14 protein-coding genes and 5 tRNA genes are annotated in these 15980 nt (G+C 56.5%); 11 read left to right on the top strand and 8 right to left on the bottom strand.

Annotated features, from left to right (window positions below):
- Positions 1 to 236 precede the first annotated feature (236 nt).
- The 11 genes from csrA to OKF39_RS18455 all read left to right on the top strand — a co-directional run bounded on the left by csrA (position 237) and on the right by OKF39_RS18455 (position 5647).
- The gene (gene csrA, locus OKF39_RS18505; protein ID WP_000906486.1) at positions 237 to 422 is read left to right on the top strand and encodes a carbon storage regulator CsrA; all 186 of its coding nucleotides are present in this window, start codon (positions 237 to 239) and stop codon (positions 420 to 422) included.
- Positions 423 to 764: 342 nt separating this feature from the next.
- Positions 765 to 857: transfer RNA gene (locus OKF39_RS18500), tRNA-Ser, on the top strand.
- A gap of 4 nt (positions 858 to 861) precedes the next feature.
- Positions 862 to 938, top strand: a tRNA-Arg gene (locus OKF39_RS18495).
- Positions 939 to 1002: 64 nt separating this feature from the next.
- Positions 1003 to 1079 (top strand) — tRNA-Arg (locus OKF39_RS18490).
- Between the two features lie 161 nt (positions 1080 to 1240).
- A tRNA-Arg gene (locus OKF39_RS18485) sits at positions 1241 to 1317 on the top strand.
- 29 nt (positions 1318 to 1346) lie between these two features.
- Positions 1347 to 1423: transfer RNA gene (locus tag OKF39_RS18480), tRNA-Arg, on the top strand.
- 117 nt (positions 1424 to 1540) lie between these two features.
- Positions 1541 to 2107, top strand: a complete 567-nt coding sequence (yqaB, locus tag OKF39_RS18475) for a fructose-1-phosphate/6-phosphogluconate phosphatase (RefSeq protein WP_479983229.1) — start codon at positions 1541 to 1543, stop codon at positions 2105 to 2107.
- Positions 2104 to 2532, top strand: a complete 429-nt coding sequence (locus tag OKF39_RS18470) for a YqaA family protein (RefSeq protein ID WP_008499541.1) — start codon at positions 2104 to 2106, stop codon at positions 2530 to 2532. The genes yqaB and OKF39_RS18470 overlap by 4 nt, the downstream gene beginning before the upstream one ends.
- An 83-nt stretch (positions 2533 to 2615) precedes the next feature.
- On the top strand, positions 2616 to 4160 hold the full coding sequence (gene gshA, locus OKF39_RS18465; RefSeq protein WP_041908520.1) for a glutamate--cysteine ligase: 1545 nt from the start codon (positions 2616 to 2618) through the stop codon (positions 4158 to 4160).
- A 153-nt stretch (positions 4161 to 4313) separates the two neighbouring features.
- Complete coding sequence (luxS, locus tag OKF39_RS18460) at positions 4314 to 4829, top strand: S-ribosylhomocysteine lyase (protein WP_008499539.1); 516 nt, start codon at positions 4314 to 4316, stop codon at positions 4827 to 4829.
- A gap of 53 nt (positions 4830 to 4882) precedes the next feature.
- Positions 4883 to 5647: an AraC family transcriptional regulator gene (locus tag OKF39_RS18455; protein ID WP_045260898.1), complete on the top strand. Its 765-nt coding sequence runs from the start codon at positions 4883 to 4885 to the stop codon at positions 5645 to 5647.
- Here the strand turns inward: OKF39_RS18455 and leuA are convergent.
- The 8 genes from leuA to proV form a co-directional block, all read right to left on the bottom strand.
- Complete coding sequence (gene leuA / locus OKF39_RS18450) at positions 5634 to 7289, bottom strand: 2-isopropylmalate synthase (RefSeq protein WP_193532606.1); 1656 nt, start codon at positions 7287 to 7289, stop codon at positions 5634 to 5636. The genes OKF39_RS18455 and leuA overlap by 14 nt on opposite strands.
- Before the next feature lie 96 nt (positions 7290 to 7385).
- On the bottom strand, positions 7386 to 8933 hold the full coding sequence (gene emrB, locus OKF39_RS18445; protein ID WP_028014182.1) for a multidrug efflux MFS transporter permease subunit EmrB: 1548 nt from the start codon (positions 8931 to 8933) through the stop codon (positions 7386 to 7388).
- A gap of 16 nt (positions 8934 to 8949) precedes the next feature.
- Positions 8950 to 10122 (bottom strand): multidrug efflux MFS transporter periplasmic adaptor subunit EmrA, encoded by a 1173-nt coding sequence (gene emrA, locus OKF39_RS18440; protein WP_021241959.1) that lies wholly within the window; start codon positions 10120 to 10122, stop codon positions 8950 to 8952.
- 128 nt (positions 10123 to 10250) lie between these two features.
- Positions 10251 to 10781 (bottom strand): transcriptional repressor MprA, encoded by a 531-nt coding sequence (mprA, locus tag OKF39_RS18435; RefSeq protein ID WP_041911975.1) that lies wholly within the window; start codon positions 10779 to 10781, stop codon positions 10251 to 10253.
- A 315-nt stretch (positions 10782 to 11096) separates the two neighbouring features.
- Complete coding sequence (locus OKF39_RS18430; protein ID WP_047367513.1) at positions 11097 to 12281, bottom strand: MFS transporter; 1185 nt, start codon at positions 12279 to 12281, stop codon at positions 11097 to 11099.
- Positions 12282 to 12452: 171 nt separating this feature from the next.
- Positions 12453 to 13448, bottom strand: a complete 996-nt coding sequence (gene proX / locus OKF39_RS18425; protein WP_045260894.1) for a glycine betaine/L-proline ABC transporter substrate-binding protein ProX — start codon at positions 13446 to 13448, stop codon at positions 12453 to 12455.
- Positions 13449 to 13457: 9 nt separating this feature from the next.
- Positions 13458 to 14522, bottom strand: coding sequence for a glycine betaine/L-proline ABC transporter permease ProW (proW, locus tag OKF39_RS18420; RefSeq protein ID WP_028014178.1), 1065 nt, complete (start codon positions 14520 to 14522; stop codon positions 13458 to 13460).
- Positions 14515 to 15717, bottom strand: coding sequence for a glycine betaine/L-proline ABC transporter ATP-binding protein ProV (proV, locus tag OKF39_RS18415; protein WP_045260893.1), 1203 nt, complete (start codon positions 15715 to 15717; stop codon positions 14515 to 14517). Before proV ends, proW begins: the two co-directional genes overlap by 8 nt.
- Positions 15718 to 15980: the final 263 nt, after the last annotated feature.

The raw sequence follows: 15980 nt of genomic DNA, 5'->3' as shown, positions 1-15980 counted from the left end.
ACAAAGCACAAGCAGACGCCATAGCGGCAACGTTATGGCGTCTTGTTCACTGTGCTATCGATAACGATAAAGTCAGGTTGAGTTTGTGTATATCGGCTAAACTTACGTTTAACAGAATGTGATGCCGTGACTGCTTACACTTTACGTGTTTGTCATCGCTTACTTTTTGGCGTTATATGATGGATAATGCCGGGATACAAGAGACCCGACTCTTTTAATCTTTCAAGGAGCAAAGAATGCTGATTCTGACTCGTCGAGTTGGTGAGACCCTCATGATTGGGGATGAGGTCACCGTGACAGTTTTAGGGGTAAAGGGTAACCAGGTACGTATTGGTGTTAACGCTCCTAAAGAAGTATCTGTCCACCGTGAAGAGATCTACCAGCGTATCCAGGCTGAAAAATCCCAGCAGTCCAGTTACTGATATTGTCGCGTCTCGCTGTCGGGCGAGACGCAACCCTCCCGCTATTTTTCCTGCTCAAAGTTACCGTTTAATTTCAATCGCTCTCTTTTTAACCACTCCGTTACCCTTAACTCGTCTCAATACCGCCATTTCGGCAGATGTTTTCTGTGGCGTTGCCTGCAAAATTCGCTTATAAAACACCCTCTTTGCGGCTTTTACATGCGAATTGCGTGTGATTTGTGCAAACGATAAAAGCTTTTGGAAAATTGTTTGACTTATAAGTCCCAGAAAGTAATATATGCGCCACGCAGCGACGAGAAGCTCTTAACGAGTTGCTCGAAGCACTCGAAAGAGGCGTTGTGTGGTGAGGTGGCCGAGAGGCTGAAGGCGCTCCCCTGCTAAGGGAGTATGCGGTCAAAAGCTGCATCCGGGGTTCGAATCCCCGCCTCACCGCCATTTTGCATCCGTAGCTCAGCTGGATAGAGTACTCGGCTACGAACCGAGCGGTCGGAGGTTCGAATCCTCCCGGATGCACCATCTATTACTTCATATTGCTTTCGAAGTGATATGAATATCGAGCAGTACAGTAGTAAATCCCGATGCATCCGTAGCTCAGCTGGATAGAGTACTCGGCTACGAACCGAGCGGTCGGAGGTTCGAATCCTCCCGGATGCACCATATTCTCCGAGATAACAGCGATGCTGTTGTTTCAAGGTCTGCGAGTTAATCGCAAGCACCAGGGAGGATAACGTTGCTTTAGCAACGGCCCGAAGGGCGAGGCGCAGCCGAGTAATCCTCCCGGATGCACCATTTACTATTTCTGAAAGCAGTTCCCTGATGCATCCGTAGCTCAGCTGGATAGAGTACTCGGCTACGAACCGAGCGGTCGGAGGTTCGAATCCTCCCGGATGCACCATTTACTGTTTCTAAAAGCATTTCCCCGATGCATCCGTAGCTCAGCTGGATAGAGTACTCGGCTACGAACCGAGCGGTCGGAGGTTCGAATCCTCCCGGATGCACCATCTTATCTTCTTTTGTCTATTCCTTCGACGTTCCGTCAGCAATCACACTCTCAATCAGCGACAAAAACCCCCTTTTACGATAAAGTAATGCTTTGTTAATCGTTTAGCGAGAGCACGATGTACGCACAGTATGACGGTTTGATCTTCGACATGGATGGCACCATCCTGGATACTGAACCCACGCATCGTCAAGCCTGGACCGAGGTCCTTGGCCGCTACGGCATGCGTTTCGACCTTCAGGCGATGATTGCCCTCAACGGATCCCCAACCTGGCGTATTGCGCAGGCCGTGATTGAACTGAATCAGGCCGATCTCGACCCACACCTTCTCGCACGTGAAAAAACCGATGCGGTAAAAGCCATGCTTTTAGATACCGTATGCCCTCTGCCACTGATTGATGTGGTAAAAGAGTGGCACGGGCGTCGCCCGATGTCTGTCGGGACGGGCAGCGAGAGCGCGATAGCAGAAGCGTTGCTCAACCATCTTGGCCTGCGCCACTATTTTTCTGCCGTGGTGGCCGCCGATCATGTTAAAAATCACAAGCCCGCGCCGGACACCTTCCTGCTTTGCGCAGAATTAATGGGCGTACCGGCGGCAAAATGCGTCGTGTTTGAAGATGCCGACTTCGGTATTCAGGCCGCGCGTGATGCCGGAATGGCGGCGGTGGATGTGCGCTTACTGTGAGTGACGCGCTGTCACTTGCCTCATTATTCGCCAGCAGTTTTCTAAGCGCCACGCTGTTACCGGGAAATTCGGAAGTGGTACTGGTGGCGATGCTGTTGTCCGGCGTGAGTCAGCCCTGGCTGCTTGTATTAATAGCAACAATGGGTAATAGCCTTGGAGGGCTGACTAACGTTATTCTTGGGCGTTTCTTTCCGCTGCGCGAAAAATCGCGCTGGCAGGAAAAGGCAGTCGGCTGGCTAAAACGCTATGGCGCTGCCACGCTGTTATTAAGCTGGATGCCTGTAATAGGCGATTTACTGTGTCTGCTGGCGGGATGGATGCGCATCTCCTGGGGACCGGTGCTCTTTTTTTTGTGCCTTGGCAAGGCGTTGCGCTATGTTCTCGTGGCGTGGGCAACACTACAGGGTATGACGTGGTGGCACTAATTGGTGGAATGAATACGCGACCTTCAATCGTCAACCATTACAATTATGCTGAGTAACATTACTTTGACAGGCGGGAGGTCAATTTGATCCCGGACGTATCTCAGGCGCTGGCCTGGCTGGAAAACCACCCTCAGGCTCTGAAGGGTATTCAGCGTGGTCTTGAGCGTGAAACGCTGCGCGTTAACGCGGACGGTAGCTTAGCGACGACGGGTCACCCGAAGGCGTTAGGCTCGGCGCTGACACATAAATGGATCACAACCGATTTCGCTGAAGCGCTGCTGGAGTTCATTACGCCGGTGGACGGCGATATTGATCATATGCTGACGATCCTGCGCGACATCCATCGCTACACCGCGCGCAATCTCGGCGATGAGCGTATGTGGCCGCTCAGCATGCCGTGCTATATCGAGCAGGGCCAGGAGATTGAGCTGGCGCAGTACGGCACGTCAAACATTGGTCGGCTGAAAACGCTTTATCGCGAAGGTCTTAAAAATCGCTACGGCGCGCTGATGCAGACGATCTCTGGCGTGCACTACAATTTCTCTTTGCCGATGGCGTTCTGGCAGGCGAAGGGGGGAGAAACGGATAAAGAAGCGATCTCCGCCGGTTATTTCCGTCTGATCCGCAACTATTACCGTTTTGGCTGGGTGATTCCGTATCTGTTTGGCGCGTCGCCTGCCATTTGTTCATCGTTCCTGCAGGGGAAACCGACCACGCTGCCGTTCGAAAAAACCGAGTGCGGAATGTACTATCTCCCGTACGCGACTTCTCTGCGCATGAGCGATCTGGGCTATACCAATAAATCGCAAAGCAATCTCGGTATTACGTTTAACGAATTGCACGAATATGTGGCAGGATTGAAGCGGGCGATTAAAACTCCGTCGGAAGAGTACGCGAAAATCGGCCTCGAAAAAGACGGAAAGCGCCTGCAAATCAACAGCAACGTATTGCAGATTGAAAACGAACTGTATGCGCCAATTCGTCCGAAGCGCGTGACGCGCAGCGGTGAAACGCCGTCGGATGCGCTGCAGCGCGGCGGCATTGAATACATTGAAGTGCGCTCGCTGGACATCAACCCGTTCTCACCGATTGGCGTTGACGAGCAGCAGGTTCGCTTCCTGGATCTGTTTATGGTCTGGTGCGCGCTGGCGGATGCGCCGGAAATGAGTTCAGACGAACTGCTTTGTACGCGCACGAACTGGAACCGCGTGATTCTGGAAGGCCGTAAACCGGGTCTGACGCTGGGTATTGGCTGCGAAACGGCGCAGTTCCCGCTGGCTAAGGTAGGTAAGGATCTGTTCCGTGACCTGAAGCGTGTTGCCCGCACCCTGGACAGCATCGACGGCGGCGACGCGTATCAACAGATTTGCGACCAGCTGGTGGAATGCTTTGATAACCCGGAACTGACGTTCTCTGCGCGCATTTTGCGCACCATGATCGAGCAGGGGATTGGCGGCACGGGGCGTTCACTCTCAGCGGAGTACCGTGAGATGCTGATGCAGGAGCCGTTAGAGATCCTGAGCGAAGCGGATTTTGTCGCGGAGCGCGACGCGTCCCTGGTGCGTCAGAAAGAGGTTGAAGCGGCGGATACGGAGTCGTTTGAGGCGTTTCTGGCGAAGCAGGCTTAAGCAGAAAAGAAAAAGGCCACATCGCTGTGGCCAAAATATACATCTCTGAATTCAGGGATGATGATAACAAATGCGCGTCTTTCATATACTCAGACGTGCATTCTGTAGAAGAGTTCAGTTTATTTTAAAAAAAATCACTATCGGAGGTGACGTATGCCGTTATTAGATAGCTTTACTGTCGACCATACCCGTATGGAAGCACCTGCAGTCCGCGTGGCGAAGACCATGCACACCCCGCACGGCGACACGATCACCGTCTTCGATCTGCGCTTCTGCGTGCCGAATAAAGAAGTGATGCCGGAGAAAGGCATTCACACCCTGGAACACCTGTTCGCCGGTTTCATGCGTGACCACCTGAACGGCAACGGCGTTGAGATCATCGACATCTCTCCGATGGGCTGCCGTACCGGCTTCTACATGAGCCTGATTGGTCAGCCTGAAGAGAAACGCGTCGCCGATGCGTGGAAAGCGGCGATGGAAGACGTGCTGAAAGTGAAAGAGCAGAACCAGATCCCTGAGCTCAACGTTTACCAGTGCGGCACTTACCAGATGCACTCTCTGGAAGAAGCCCAGGAAATTGCCCGTCACATCATCGAGCGTGACGTTCGCGTAAACAGCAATGAAGAGCTGGCCCTGCCAAAAGAAAAACTGCAGGAGCTGCACATCTAGTATTGTGCCTGTGGATGCCCGGTGGCGCTTCGCTGGCCGGGCCTACAATCCTCATGACGACAACCACCACCTTCTCCTTTACCCATCGCCCGCTTGTGCCGTTTTCGCATGATTATGCTCATGGCGATAGCGAGCCGTGGCATGAGCACGACTGCGCTCAGCTGCTGCACAGCCTGACGGGCGTCGTGCGGGTCGATACCGCATCCGGCTGCTGGGTAGTGCCGCCCGGGCGCGGCGTCTGGCTACCGGCGGGGACACAGCACTCGCTTCGCATCACCGGCAACGTTGCAGCCCGCACGCTGTTTATCGATCCGCTGGCGCGAGCCGATCTCCCGGCGACCTGTCAGATCGTGCAGATCTCCCCGCTGCTGCGCGAGCTGATCCTCACCTCCCTGACGCTACCTGAGTCGTACTCGCCGGGAAGCCGTGACGAGCGCGTGTATGAGCTCATTCTGGATGAAATTCGCATCATGCCGGTGCTGCCGTTTCACCTGCCGGAACCGGAAAGTGAAGCGTTACGCCAGCTGTGTCGGCAGGTCCGTCAGTTACCAGGTGAAAGCTGGAGCGGTCAACAGAGCGCGAGCTTGCTCGGCATGAGCGAGCGTACGCTGAACCGCCATTTTCAGCAGCAGACCGGGTTAAGCTACGGCGAGTGGGTGAGGAGGGCGCGCCTGCTGGAAGCCTTAGTGCGGCTGGCGCAGGGCCAGCCGGTGCTGCGCGTGGCGCTGGATCTGGGATACGGCAGCCACAGCGCCTTTACGGCGATGTTCCGCCGGGCGATGGGTATCTCACCCAGCGATTACTTTAAGAACGACTAACCGCGTTAAACAGCGCCTGAAGCGACGCGCGCGCCACGTCGCTGTCAATGCCCACGCCCCAACTGCTGGTGCCGTCCTGGAACAGGCAGCGGATATAGGCCACCGAGCGGCTGTCGCTGCGTTCGCCCAGCGTATGTTCGTGATAATCCTTAATCACAAACGGCGCGTTGACCCAGCGGCTCAGGCCCTGCGCGGCAGCGGAGAGCAGACCGTTGCCCTGACCCTCCAGCTGGCGCGTTCCCCCCTGCGTGACGACGTTTGCCGTCAGCCGCAGCTGGCCGTCCTGCTGGCCGTCGCTGCGGTAGGATTGCAGCGCCAGCTGCGGGGTCGTTACCAGCCCGTAGCGGGTGCGGAATAGCTGCCACAGCGCGTTCTGCGTCATTTCTTTCCCGTGGCGATCCGTTTCCTGCTGCACGTGCTGGCTAAAATCCTGCTGCAGGGCGCGGGGCAGCTTCAGGCCGTGGTTTTGCTCAATAAGCCAGGCGCTGCCGCTTTTTCCTGACTGGCTGTTCACGCGGATCACCGCTTCGTAGGTGCAGCCGATGTCCTGCGGATCGACGGGCAGATAGGGCATCTCCCAGCGATCGCCAGGCCTGCGGGCATCAAAGCCTTTCTTGATGGCGTCCTGGTGCGAGCCGGAGAAGGCGGTATAGGCCAGCCGTCCAGCCCACGGATGGCGCGGATGGACAGGCAACTGGTTGCAGGCCTCTACCGTTTCGACCACCCGATTCATATCGCTAAAGTCCAGATTGGGACTAATGCCCTGGCTGTAGAGGTTCATCGCCAGCGTTACCAGGCAAACGTTGCCCGTGCGTTCGCCGTTGCCAAAAAGGCAGCCCTCTACGCGGTCGGCCCCGGCCATCACCGCCAGCTCCGCGCTGGCGACGCCCGTTCCGCGGTCGTTATGCGGATGCACGCTGATGCACACGTCGCGGCGGCGGCTGAAGTGGCGGCAGAAATACTCGATCTGATCGGCATAGACGTTCGGCGTACTGACCTCGACGGTAGCGGGTAAGTTGATCACCATTGGCCGTTCATCGCACGGCTGCCAGATCTCCGCCACGGCTTCACAAATCTCCAGCGCAAACTCCGGCTCGGTAAAGCAGAAAGTTTCCGGGGAGTACTCGTACTGCCAGCGGGTTTCAGGGTTCTCTTCACAAAGCTGGCGGATAAGCCGCGTGGCGCGGGTGGCCAGCTCGACGATCTGCGCTTTCTCCATGCCGAACACCAGGCGGCGGAACAGCGGGGCGGTGGCGTTATACAGGTGGACGGTGGCCTGCTTCGCGCCGCGCAGGGATTCAAAAGTACGATGGATGAGATCTTCCCGCGCCTGTGTTAACACCTGAATCGTGACGTCATCCGGAATGCGGTTCTCTTCGATGAGCTGGCGGACAAAGTTGAAGTCGGTCTGCGAGGCGGACGGGAAGGCGACCTCAATCTCTTTAAATCCGCAGCCCAGCAGCAAATCCCAGAACTGCAGCTTGCGCGCGCTGTCCATCGGCTCGGCAAGCGCCTGGTTGCCGTCGCGTAAGTCTGTCGAGAGCCAGCGCGGCGCGCGGGTGATGGTCTGCTCCGGCCAGCGGCGGTCGGGCAATGAAACGGTGGGATAAGGCTGGTATTTGTCGGCGGGTGTGTTCAGCATGATGCGCTCCTGTTGTCTTTTCACTATCGTGAATTGATTTCAGGAGCGCTGCTTTATCGAAACTGACAATCGCTGTCGCGTTCTGGACAACGCGAATTAGTGCGCCCCTCCGCCGCCGCCACCGGCGCCAAACGGCGGTCTGGCAAACCACACCAGCCCCAGCAGGACGATGAAGATCCCCGCCGATATCCAGAAAATCTCGTTTGCTGAGATAATCAGCCCCTGGTTGGTGATCTGCTGGGCAATCCAGCCGGATGCCTGCTGCTCCGTCATCCCCATGCCCTGAAGCTGACTGTACATCTGCTGGGCGTTCGGATTGTACGGGTTCACCGCTTCGGTCAGCTGGGCGTGGTGCATCGATTCACGGTTGGTCCACAGGGTAGTGGTGATCGACGTCCCGATGGAACCCGCTAGCGTACGGGTGAAGTTCGACAGGCTTGATGCCGCCGCCAGACGCTCAGGCGGCAGGCCAGAGAGCGTAATGGTGGTCAGCGGCATAAAGAAGCACGCCACCGCAAAGCCCTGAATGAACTGCGGCCACGCCGAGGCGCCAAAATCCATTCCCGGCTCAAAGGTGTACGCGCGCCAGTAGAAGCACACGGCGTACATAATGAAGCTGAACGTCACCAGCCGACGCATGTCGAGCTTGTGGGCGAAGCGGCCAATAATCGGCGACAGCAGAACCGGGATCACCCCAACGGGCGCTGAGGCCAGACCCGCCCAGGTCGCGGTATAGCCATACACCTCCTGCAACAGCTGCGGCAGCAGAACAATCGCGCCGAAGTAGAGCATATAGGCGAGGCTGATACACAGGCAGCCGATGGTGAAGTTTCGCGATTTGAAGAGCGAGAGATCGACAATCGGGTTGTCGTCCGTTAGCTCCCAGACAATCAGGAAGCTTATCGACACCACCGCGACAATGGTCAGGATGATGATCTCCTGCGAGTTGAACCAGTCGAGCTCTTTACCGCGGTCGAGCATGATCTGCAGACTGCCGATACCCAGGATCAGCAGCGCCAGCCCGATGCTGTCGATACGGCGCTGTTCGGTGCGCGTCTCTCGTCCCCGTAGCGACTGCAGCGTCATCAATACCACGACGGCGCCAATCGGTACGTTGATAAAGAAGATCCAGCCCCAGTGGTAGTTATCGCTGATGTACCCGCCCAGAATCGGTCCGCAGATAGGCGCGACGATAACGGTCATTGACCATAGCGCCAGCGCGACCGAACGTTTTGCTGGGGGGTAGTTGCTCAGCAGCAAACTCTGCGACAGCGGGATCAGCGGCCCGGCGACAATCCCCTGAATGACGCGGAAGAAAATCAGCATCGTCAGGCTGCTGGACATGCCGCACGCCCAGGAGGCAAGAACAAACGCTACCGTGGACCAGAGGAACAGCTTCACCTCACCGACGCGCTTCGCCAGCCAGCCGGTGATAGGGATGGAGATGGCGTTTGCCACCCCAAACGAAGTAATGACCCAGGTCCCCTGGCTCAGCGACGAGCCAAGGTTGCCGGCGATGGTTGGGATCGCCACGTTTGCGATGGTGGAGTCCAGCACCTGCATGAATGTCGCCAGCGACAGCGCAATGGTCATAATGACCAGCTGCGCGCCTTCCAGCGGTTTTTGCGGCTTTTGCTGTTGCATAACGCTCACCTTCGGTTTAACCGGCGTTTGCCTTCACGATGTCATCGATCAGTTTGTTGACCGGATCGAGGCTAATTTCACGGGCGTTACTTTCATAAACCGGGCTGCTACGCACCTGGCTTGCCAGGATCTGACCGTCGCGGTTGGCGGTATCGACCGTCACAAGCGTGGAGAGGCCGATACGCAGCGGGTGATCCGCCAGCTGTTTGGCATCCAGCTCGATACGCACGGGCAGACGCTGAACCACTTTGATCCAGTTACCGGTGGCGTTTTGCGCAGGCAGCAGGGAGAAAGCGCTGCCGGTCCCCATATCCAGACCCACCACTTTCCCGGTGTACTTCACGTCATCGCCGTAGATGTCGCTGACGACCGTCGCGGTCTGGCCGATACGCATATGGGCGAGCTGCGTCTCTTTAAAGTTGGCGTCTACCCACAGGTTGTCTGCCGGCACGACCGCCATCAGCGGCGTGGTCGGGCTAATCTGCGCCCCTGGCTGGACGGAACGGCGGGAGACGTAGCCGGTCATCGGGCTGACGATTTTGGTACGCTGCAGGGCAAGCCATGCGTTGCGTACTTCAGTCGCCGCCTGTTGTACGGCGGGCTGGTTTTCGAGGCTGGTGCCGAGCACCATCGCCTGGTTGGCGTTGTACTGCTGAATCGCCACGTCCAGCTGTGCCTGGGCACTGGCAACCGCGTCGCGCGCGTGCTGCAGCTCTTCACGGCCAATCAGGTTAGCGGTGCCGAGCGGTACACGGCGGTTCAGGTCGCTCTGCGCCTGCGCGAGTGCTGTTTTCTGTACGTCGATGTTGGCCTGCAGCTGTTTACTGTTGATCATCAGCTGGCGGGTCTGACGGACGCTGGAGGCCAGCGCGGTCTGGGCTTTCTCAAAGGCCTGCTGGGCGTCGGTTGGATCGAGGGTCACCAACACATCGCCTTTTTGCACAAAGTCGGTATTGTCAGCCCAGACTTTCGTCACGCTGCCCGACACCTGCGCCATAATCTGTACCTGGTTCCCTGCCACGTATGCGTCGTCAGTCTCTTCTGCATGACGCAATACTAAAAACCAATAGATCCCATATGCCACGGCAATAATAATAAAGAGCAAGGTCAACAGAAGAAGGGCACTTTTACGTTTGCCTTTCTTATTGGCCGGTTGCTGCGGGGTAGTGCTCTCCGCATTTGCGCTCATTGTTGTTCTCCACGATCTTCTTATTTTCACATCGGCTGAGCCGACCTGTTGTCAGAAAGGCCAGCAGTGTGACGTGCTGGCCTGTCGGTTTTCTTATATAAATCTGGATTGTTGAGCGTGTCGTCGCGTTAGCGCAGCGCCTCAAGAACAGCGCCTTCTTCATCCATCTGGTCCAGACGGGTGAGCAGCTTGCGAGTGATATGCTCAAGCTGGTCGCGCTCGGAAGTACTGAGGGCAGACCAGAGTTTGTGCAGGCAATTGTGCTGAGGTGGCAGCACCTCACGCAGGAACTGGTGACCTTTATCGGTCAATTGCAGATGCAGGCAGCGGCGATCGTTATCGCTTTCACGGCGCTCAATCCAGCCGCGCTTTTCCAGCTCATCGGCAATACGGGTCGCATTGGTACGGGACGATCCCAGCGCGCAGCTCAGCTCAGAAGGCTGAATGCTATGGTTTTCCTGAGACTCCAGCGTAATCAACGCCATAAACAACGTCTCGTTAATCCCTTGAGCTTTCAGCATTTTATTACGATTTTCCAGCAGCTTACCCTGCATGTGCATGCACAGGCGGGTCAGCAGGATTTCCTGATAAGGGAAGTCCTCATGACGACTGGCGCGGAATTTAAGCATTTGTTCAATGGGCGTAAACGAACTATCCATTTTGGGCATAACCTCATTAATTACAGCCGATATAGTAACGATGGTGACAAATAATGTAAATGAATTATTTGTGCGGTTATATCCGCCAAACGAATGCCACCATCAAAGAGCGCCGGGTAAGTCCGTGACCCGGTGAGCACAGAAAGCGTAGGGTATAAACCCGCTGAAGAGAGGATGTGGGGACGGGGGTCTGAACTATTCATGCCAATTGTAGATATGTCACCCACATTAAAATTTCTGGGATAAATGATTACGTTTACATTAACAGACTGCCGGGCCCCTTTACACCCTAAGAGGCCCAAAGCAATGTAAAACTTAATGAATTGCTTCCTGACGATGATAGCCGCGCCACCATACAACCAGGTTAAGCGCGGCGACGATTGCCCCTATCCCGCACACACCTGACCAGCCGGCATGCTGCCACGCCGACGCTGATATTAACGAACCCGCCGCACCACCAATGAAGTAGCTGGTCATGTATCCGGCCGTGAGGCGGTTACGCGCCTCGGGCTTCACGCGGTAAATCACGGTCTGGTTGGTGATGTGAACACCCTGTACGGTGAGATCGAGCACCAGAATACCGACGATCAGCGCCAGCACCGAGACGTGCCCATACCAGATGGCCGCCCAGGAGAGCAGGAGCAAAATCAGTCCGGCTGTCGTGGTCATGTGCGATTTGCCTTTATCAGCCAGCCCGCCTGCCGGGCGAGCGCCCAGTGCACCTGCTGCACCGGCCAGACCGAACAGACCAATCACCCCTTCGGAATAATTGAACGGCGGTGCTGCCAGCAGAAATGCCATCGACGTCCAGAGAATGCTGAAGTTGGCGAAGGTTAAACACCCCAGCAGAGCGCGGGTGCGCAGCAGTTTATCCTGCGTGAACAGGCTAAACACGGAGGCCAGAAGCTGCGGGTAATTCAGGTGGTTCTCCTGCTTCACCTTCGGCAGCCCGCGCCACAGCGCCAGCGCCATCACCACCATCAATACGCTCGCCACCCAGTAGACGGTGCGCCAGCCGCCGAGGCTTGCCAGCAGCCCGGCAACGGTTCGCGCCAGCAGAATGCCCAGCAGCAGGCCGCTCATGATAGTGCCGACCACTTTGCCGCGTTTTTCCGGCGAGGCGAGCGTTGCGGCGAGAGGCACCAGGATTTGCGCCACGACGGAGAAAAGCCCCGTTAGCGCGGTACCGACGATCATCATCGTCAGCGACTGGCTGCTGGCGGTGATCAGCATGCCGCCTGCCGCCAGAAGCGTCATAGAGACGATAAGCATCCGACGCTCAAACATATCGCCCAATGGCACCAGGAACAGCAGCCCTGCCGCATAGCCGAGCTGCGCAGCGGTGACGATAAAGCCGGCGGAGCTGGCTGAAAGATCGAAGGCGCGCGCGATAGTATCAAGCAGAGGTTGTGCGTAATAGTTGCTGGCGACTGCCAGACCCGTTGCCACGGACATTAAAAGGATGAGTGCGGGGCTAAGCCCCTGAGATGTTTTTGTCATTAGTTTCAGGAATCGTGAGTTAAGTGATTATTTTTCCGGAAACCATAATAGCTAATGATTGAGAATGTTGGGGGATTGTTATGTGTGTGTTTGTGCGGTTAATCCCCTCACCCTAACCCTCTCCCCAGAGGAGGGGCGGGCCGGGGTGAGGGGTAAGGTTGTGTTGTGTTTTTACTTCTGCGCCGCAAGCGCCTCTTTCACCCAGCCATCAAACTGCTGCTGGTGGGCTTTGATCCAGCCATCCACGTGGCCTTTAACATCCGCCTCAGAGGATTTGCCCGCATGCATCATCGCATTCTGGGCGTTGATGTCCGCCAGCGGCAGCTTCATCACCGAGAACAGCTTCGCCGCAGCCGGGTTTTTCTCCGCCCAGGCTTTGTTCGCCACGATGTGCATAGTGTTCACCGGGAAGCCATAGTTCATGCCGTTCGGCAGTTTGGTGTCGATATCTTTCTGCTCGCCGGGCAGGGAGGAGAAGGGCACCTGTAACCACACCACGTCTTTGCCCGGCTTCAGCACGTCGCTCACCCAGTACGGCGTCCAGGTGTAGTAGATCACCGGCTTGCCTTCTTTAAAGCGGGCAATGGTGTCGGCCATCATCGCGGAGTAGTTGCCGTGGCTCACGTCGACGGTTTTCGCCAGATCGAACGCTTTGTTCTGGTGGTTAATCACCGCTTCGCAGCCCCAGCCCGGCGAGCAGCCCATCATGTCGGCCTTGCCGTCACCGTTGGTGTCGAACAGTCTGGCGATCTTCGGATCTTTCAGCTGCTCAATATTGGTGATGTGGTACTTATCAGCGGTTTTCTTGTCGATCAGATAACCCTGCGCCGCGCCGGTCACGAAGGTGCCTTCGCGATAGAATTTCTTATCGCCACCTGCGGCGGCATACATGTCGTCGTGCAGCGGCTGCCAGTTCACGGCGGTAAAGGTGGCATCACCGGAGGCAATCGAGGTGTAGCCCACGTTGTAATCCACTTCGCTCGGCGTGTTGACCGTATAGCCCAGCTTCTCCAGCGCGCGGCTGACGATCAGGGTCTGGAAGCTCTCTTCCGAAATGGTGCTCTGCACCGGCTGCACGGTAATGCCTTTGCCCGGCAGGTCAGCGGCAAACGCGCTGGTGGAGACAAGGGTGGCAAACGCTGTGGCAAAAAGTACGTTATGTCGCATCGTTGTTCCTTATTTTGTAAATGGGCGGGTCAGTAACCCGACAGGGCCGGTGGTGTACCAGCGACGGTTGCCGCGACTGCGTGAATCACGACCGACAGCTTGGGTCAGGCGGTCAAGGATAATGGCGAGGATCACAATCCCGACGCCGCCGACGGTCGCCAGCCCCATGTCGAGACGGCCAATACCGCGCAGCACCATCTGGCCGAGACCGCCAACGGCGATCATCGAGGCGATCACCACCATGGACAGTGCCAGCATCAGCGTCTGGTTAACGCCCGCCATAATGGTCGGCATCGCCAGCGGAAGCTGAACCTTAAACAGCATCTGACGCGGGCTGGCGCCGAACGAGCGCGAGGCCTCGATCAGATCCGCAGGCACCTGGTTAATGCCCAGGATCGTCAGGCGAATAATCGGCGGCAGGGCGAAGATAATGGTCACCACCACGCCCGGCACGTTACCGATGCCGAACAGCATCACGATAGGCACCAGATAGACGAACGCCGGGGTGGTCTGCATCGCATCCAGCAGGGGACGAATAATCTTCGCCGCCCGCGGGCTGCGCGCCAGCCAGATCCCCATCGGCAGGCCGATGACAATGCAGAAGAGCAGGGCGGTCAGCACCAGCGCCAGGGTAATCATCGCCTGAGACCACGCGCCAATCGCGCCGATGGCGATCAGGGAGATCAGCGTGGCGACGCCCATACCCGCGCTACCGAACTGCCATGCGATCAGCGAGAACAGGATTATCGCCACGGGCGCAGGCATGCCCAGCATCAGCTGCTGGAAGCCGTTCAGGATGTAATCCACCGGGATGCGGATCCCCTGGAACACCGGGCGGAAATGGGTAACGACCCAGTCGATCCCCTCTGTCACCCAGCTGTCCAGCGGGATCAGCGTCTTGTGGAACGGATCCATAATATTGAAATGCTCTGGCGCAGGCGCGGGTGCGCTGTTGAGCCAGTCCGCCGCGCCGCCGCCGTCGGCAGGTGCGGGCGTGGAACCCCACGCATCGGCAGATTGCGCCGCGCTGTCCGCAGCTTCAGTGGTACCCCATGGGTTTGATTGATCAGCCATTGTTTGCCCCCTCGCGATCTAAAGCCTGTAGCAGCATCCGTTTTGAGATGATGCCAACGTACTGTTGTTCTTCACCGACAACCGGCACGGCGCAAGGCGCCTGACCCACGTGAGAGAGCAACTCGCTAAGCGGCGTTTCGGCATCTACGGCAAGTGGAGCGTCAATCAACGCCGCATCGATTCCCTGGTTTTCGCTCAGGGCGGTTTTCAGAGAGTCGATGGAGACAACGCCGACAAATTTATTGCCGCGTTCAACCAGATAACCGTATTCACGGTCTTCATCCTGCAACAGCTTCAGCGCGGAGCGCGGGCCGAAGCCTGGCGTTTTTCGAATAATGCCGTTCGGCGTTCGGCGGGCAATATCTTTCGCGCTAAATACCTGGCTAATATCCACGCCGCGGAAGAAGGTGCGCACGTAATCATTCGCCGGATTATTCAGAATTTCATCCGGCGTGCCGACCTGCACCACTTCGCCATTTTGCATAATGGCAATGCGGTCGCCAATACGCATGGCTTCATCGAGATCGTGAGAAATAAAGACAATGGTGCGCTGGTGTTTGGCCTGTAATTTTACCAGCTCATCCTGCATCTCGGTGCGAATTAAAGGATCGAGGGCTGAAAAGGCTTCATCCATTAATAATATGTCTGGATTAATGGCTAACGCGCGGGCTAATCCGACGCGCTGACGCATCCCGCCCGAAAGCTCGTCCGGGTAGGCATGAGCGTAATTTTCCAGCCCAACCTGACGCAAAGCATCCAGGGCTTTTTCCTGACGTTCCTGAGCAGGCGTGCCGGCTAATTCCATACCGAAGGCGGTATTATCGAGCACCGTCATATGCGGCATCAGCGCGAATGACTGAAACACCATTGCGATCTTCTTTCTGCGCACCTCGCGGAGTTCTGCGTCTGAGATTCTGGCGATATCCACGCCGTCAATCAGCACCTGTCCGCGGGTGGGTTCAATCAGGCGATTGAGAAGGCGAACCATAGTGGATTTACCCGAACCGGATAACCCCATGATGACAAAAATCTCGCCTTCTTCAATGGCCAGACTGGCGTCTTTAACGCCAAGCGACAGCCCGGTTTTTTCCAGAATTTGCTCTTTCGAAAGGCCTTTCTCAATATATTTGAATGCGCGCTGCGGGTGCTCGCCAAATATTTTATAAAGATTTTTCACTTCTAATTTAATTGCCATGCAATAGAGAGTGTCCTGTTATTTGTTTATGTCGATATGATTACCATGGTAAATTGTTAACGGGCATAACCCTAACATACTGACAATCTGAGGCAACCCTGAGTTGGCCTGACGCCGGAATTTTGCTGCAAGCGAAACGGCTGAATTTCCCATGAATAAAGGGCTGAGGACGGTTTGAATTTTTCTCAATTTTTTGCTGCTGCGTCGGGAAATTCGCCTGAATCGGTGTGATTCAGGCGAATATGACGAGGAAATTACAGTGT

The organism is Enterobacter cloacae complex sp. HYC042_NIDB (genome assembly GCF_056673315.1).
The sequence above is the reverse complement of the archived record's forward strand: the minus strand, read 5'-3'. Positions and strand labels throughout refer to the sequence as shown.

Bases quoted from the DNA above. Each gene is read 5' to 3' on its own strand.
- csrA (WP_000906486.1), top strand. From the start codon at position 237: ATGCTGATTCTGACTCGTCGAGTTGGTGAGACCCTCATGATTGGGGAT.
- yqaB (WP_479983229.1), top strand. From the start codon at position 1,541: ATGTACGCACAGTATGACGGTTTGATCTTCGACATGGATGGCACCATC.
- luxS (WP_008499539.1), top strand. From the start codon at position 4,314: ATGCCGTTATTAGATAGCTTTACTGTCGACCATACCCGTATGGAAGCA.
- OKF39_RS18455 (WP_045260898.1), top strand. From the start codon at position 4,883: ATGACGACAACCACCACCTTCTCCTTTACCCATCGCCCGCTTGTGCCG.
- leuA (WP_193532606.1), bottom strand. From the start codon at position 7,289: ATGCTGAACACACCCGCCGACAAATACCAGCCTTATCCCACCGTTTCA.
- emrB (WP_028014182.1), bottom strand. From the start codon at position 8,933: ATGCAACAGCAAAAGCCGCAAAAACCGCTGGAAGGCGCGCAGCTGGTC.
- emrA (WP_021241959.1), bottom strand. From the start codon at position 10,122: ATGAGCGCAAATGCGGAGAGCACTACCCCGCAGCAACCGGCCAATAAG.
- mprA (WP_041911975.1), bottom strand. From the start codon at position 10,781: ATGGATAGTTCGTTTACGCCCATTGAACAAATGCTTAAATTCCGCGCC.
- OKF39_RS18430 (WP_047367513.1), bottom strand. From the start codon at position 12,281: ATGACAAAAACATCTCAGGGGCTTAGCCCCGCACTCATCCTTTTAATG.
- proX (WP_045260894.1), bottom strand. From the start codon at position 13,448: ATGCGACATAACGTACTTTTTGCCACAGCGTTTGCCACCCTTGTCTCC.
- proW (WP_028014178.1), bottom strand. From the start codon at position 14,522: ATGGCTGATCAATCAAACCCATGGGGTACCACTGAAGCTGCGGACAGC.
- proV (WP_045260893.1), bottom strand. From the start codon at position 15,717: ATGGCAATTAAATTAGAAGTGAAAAATCTTTATAAAATATTTGGCGAG.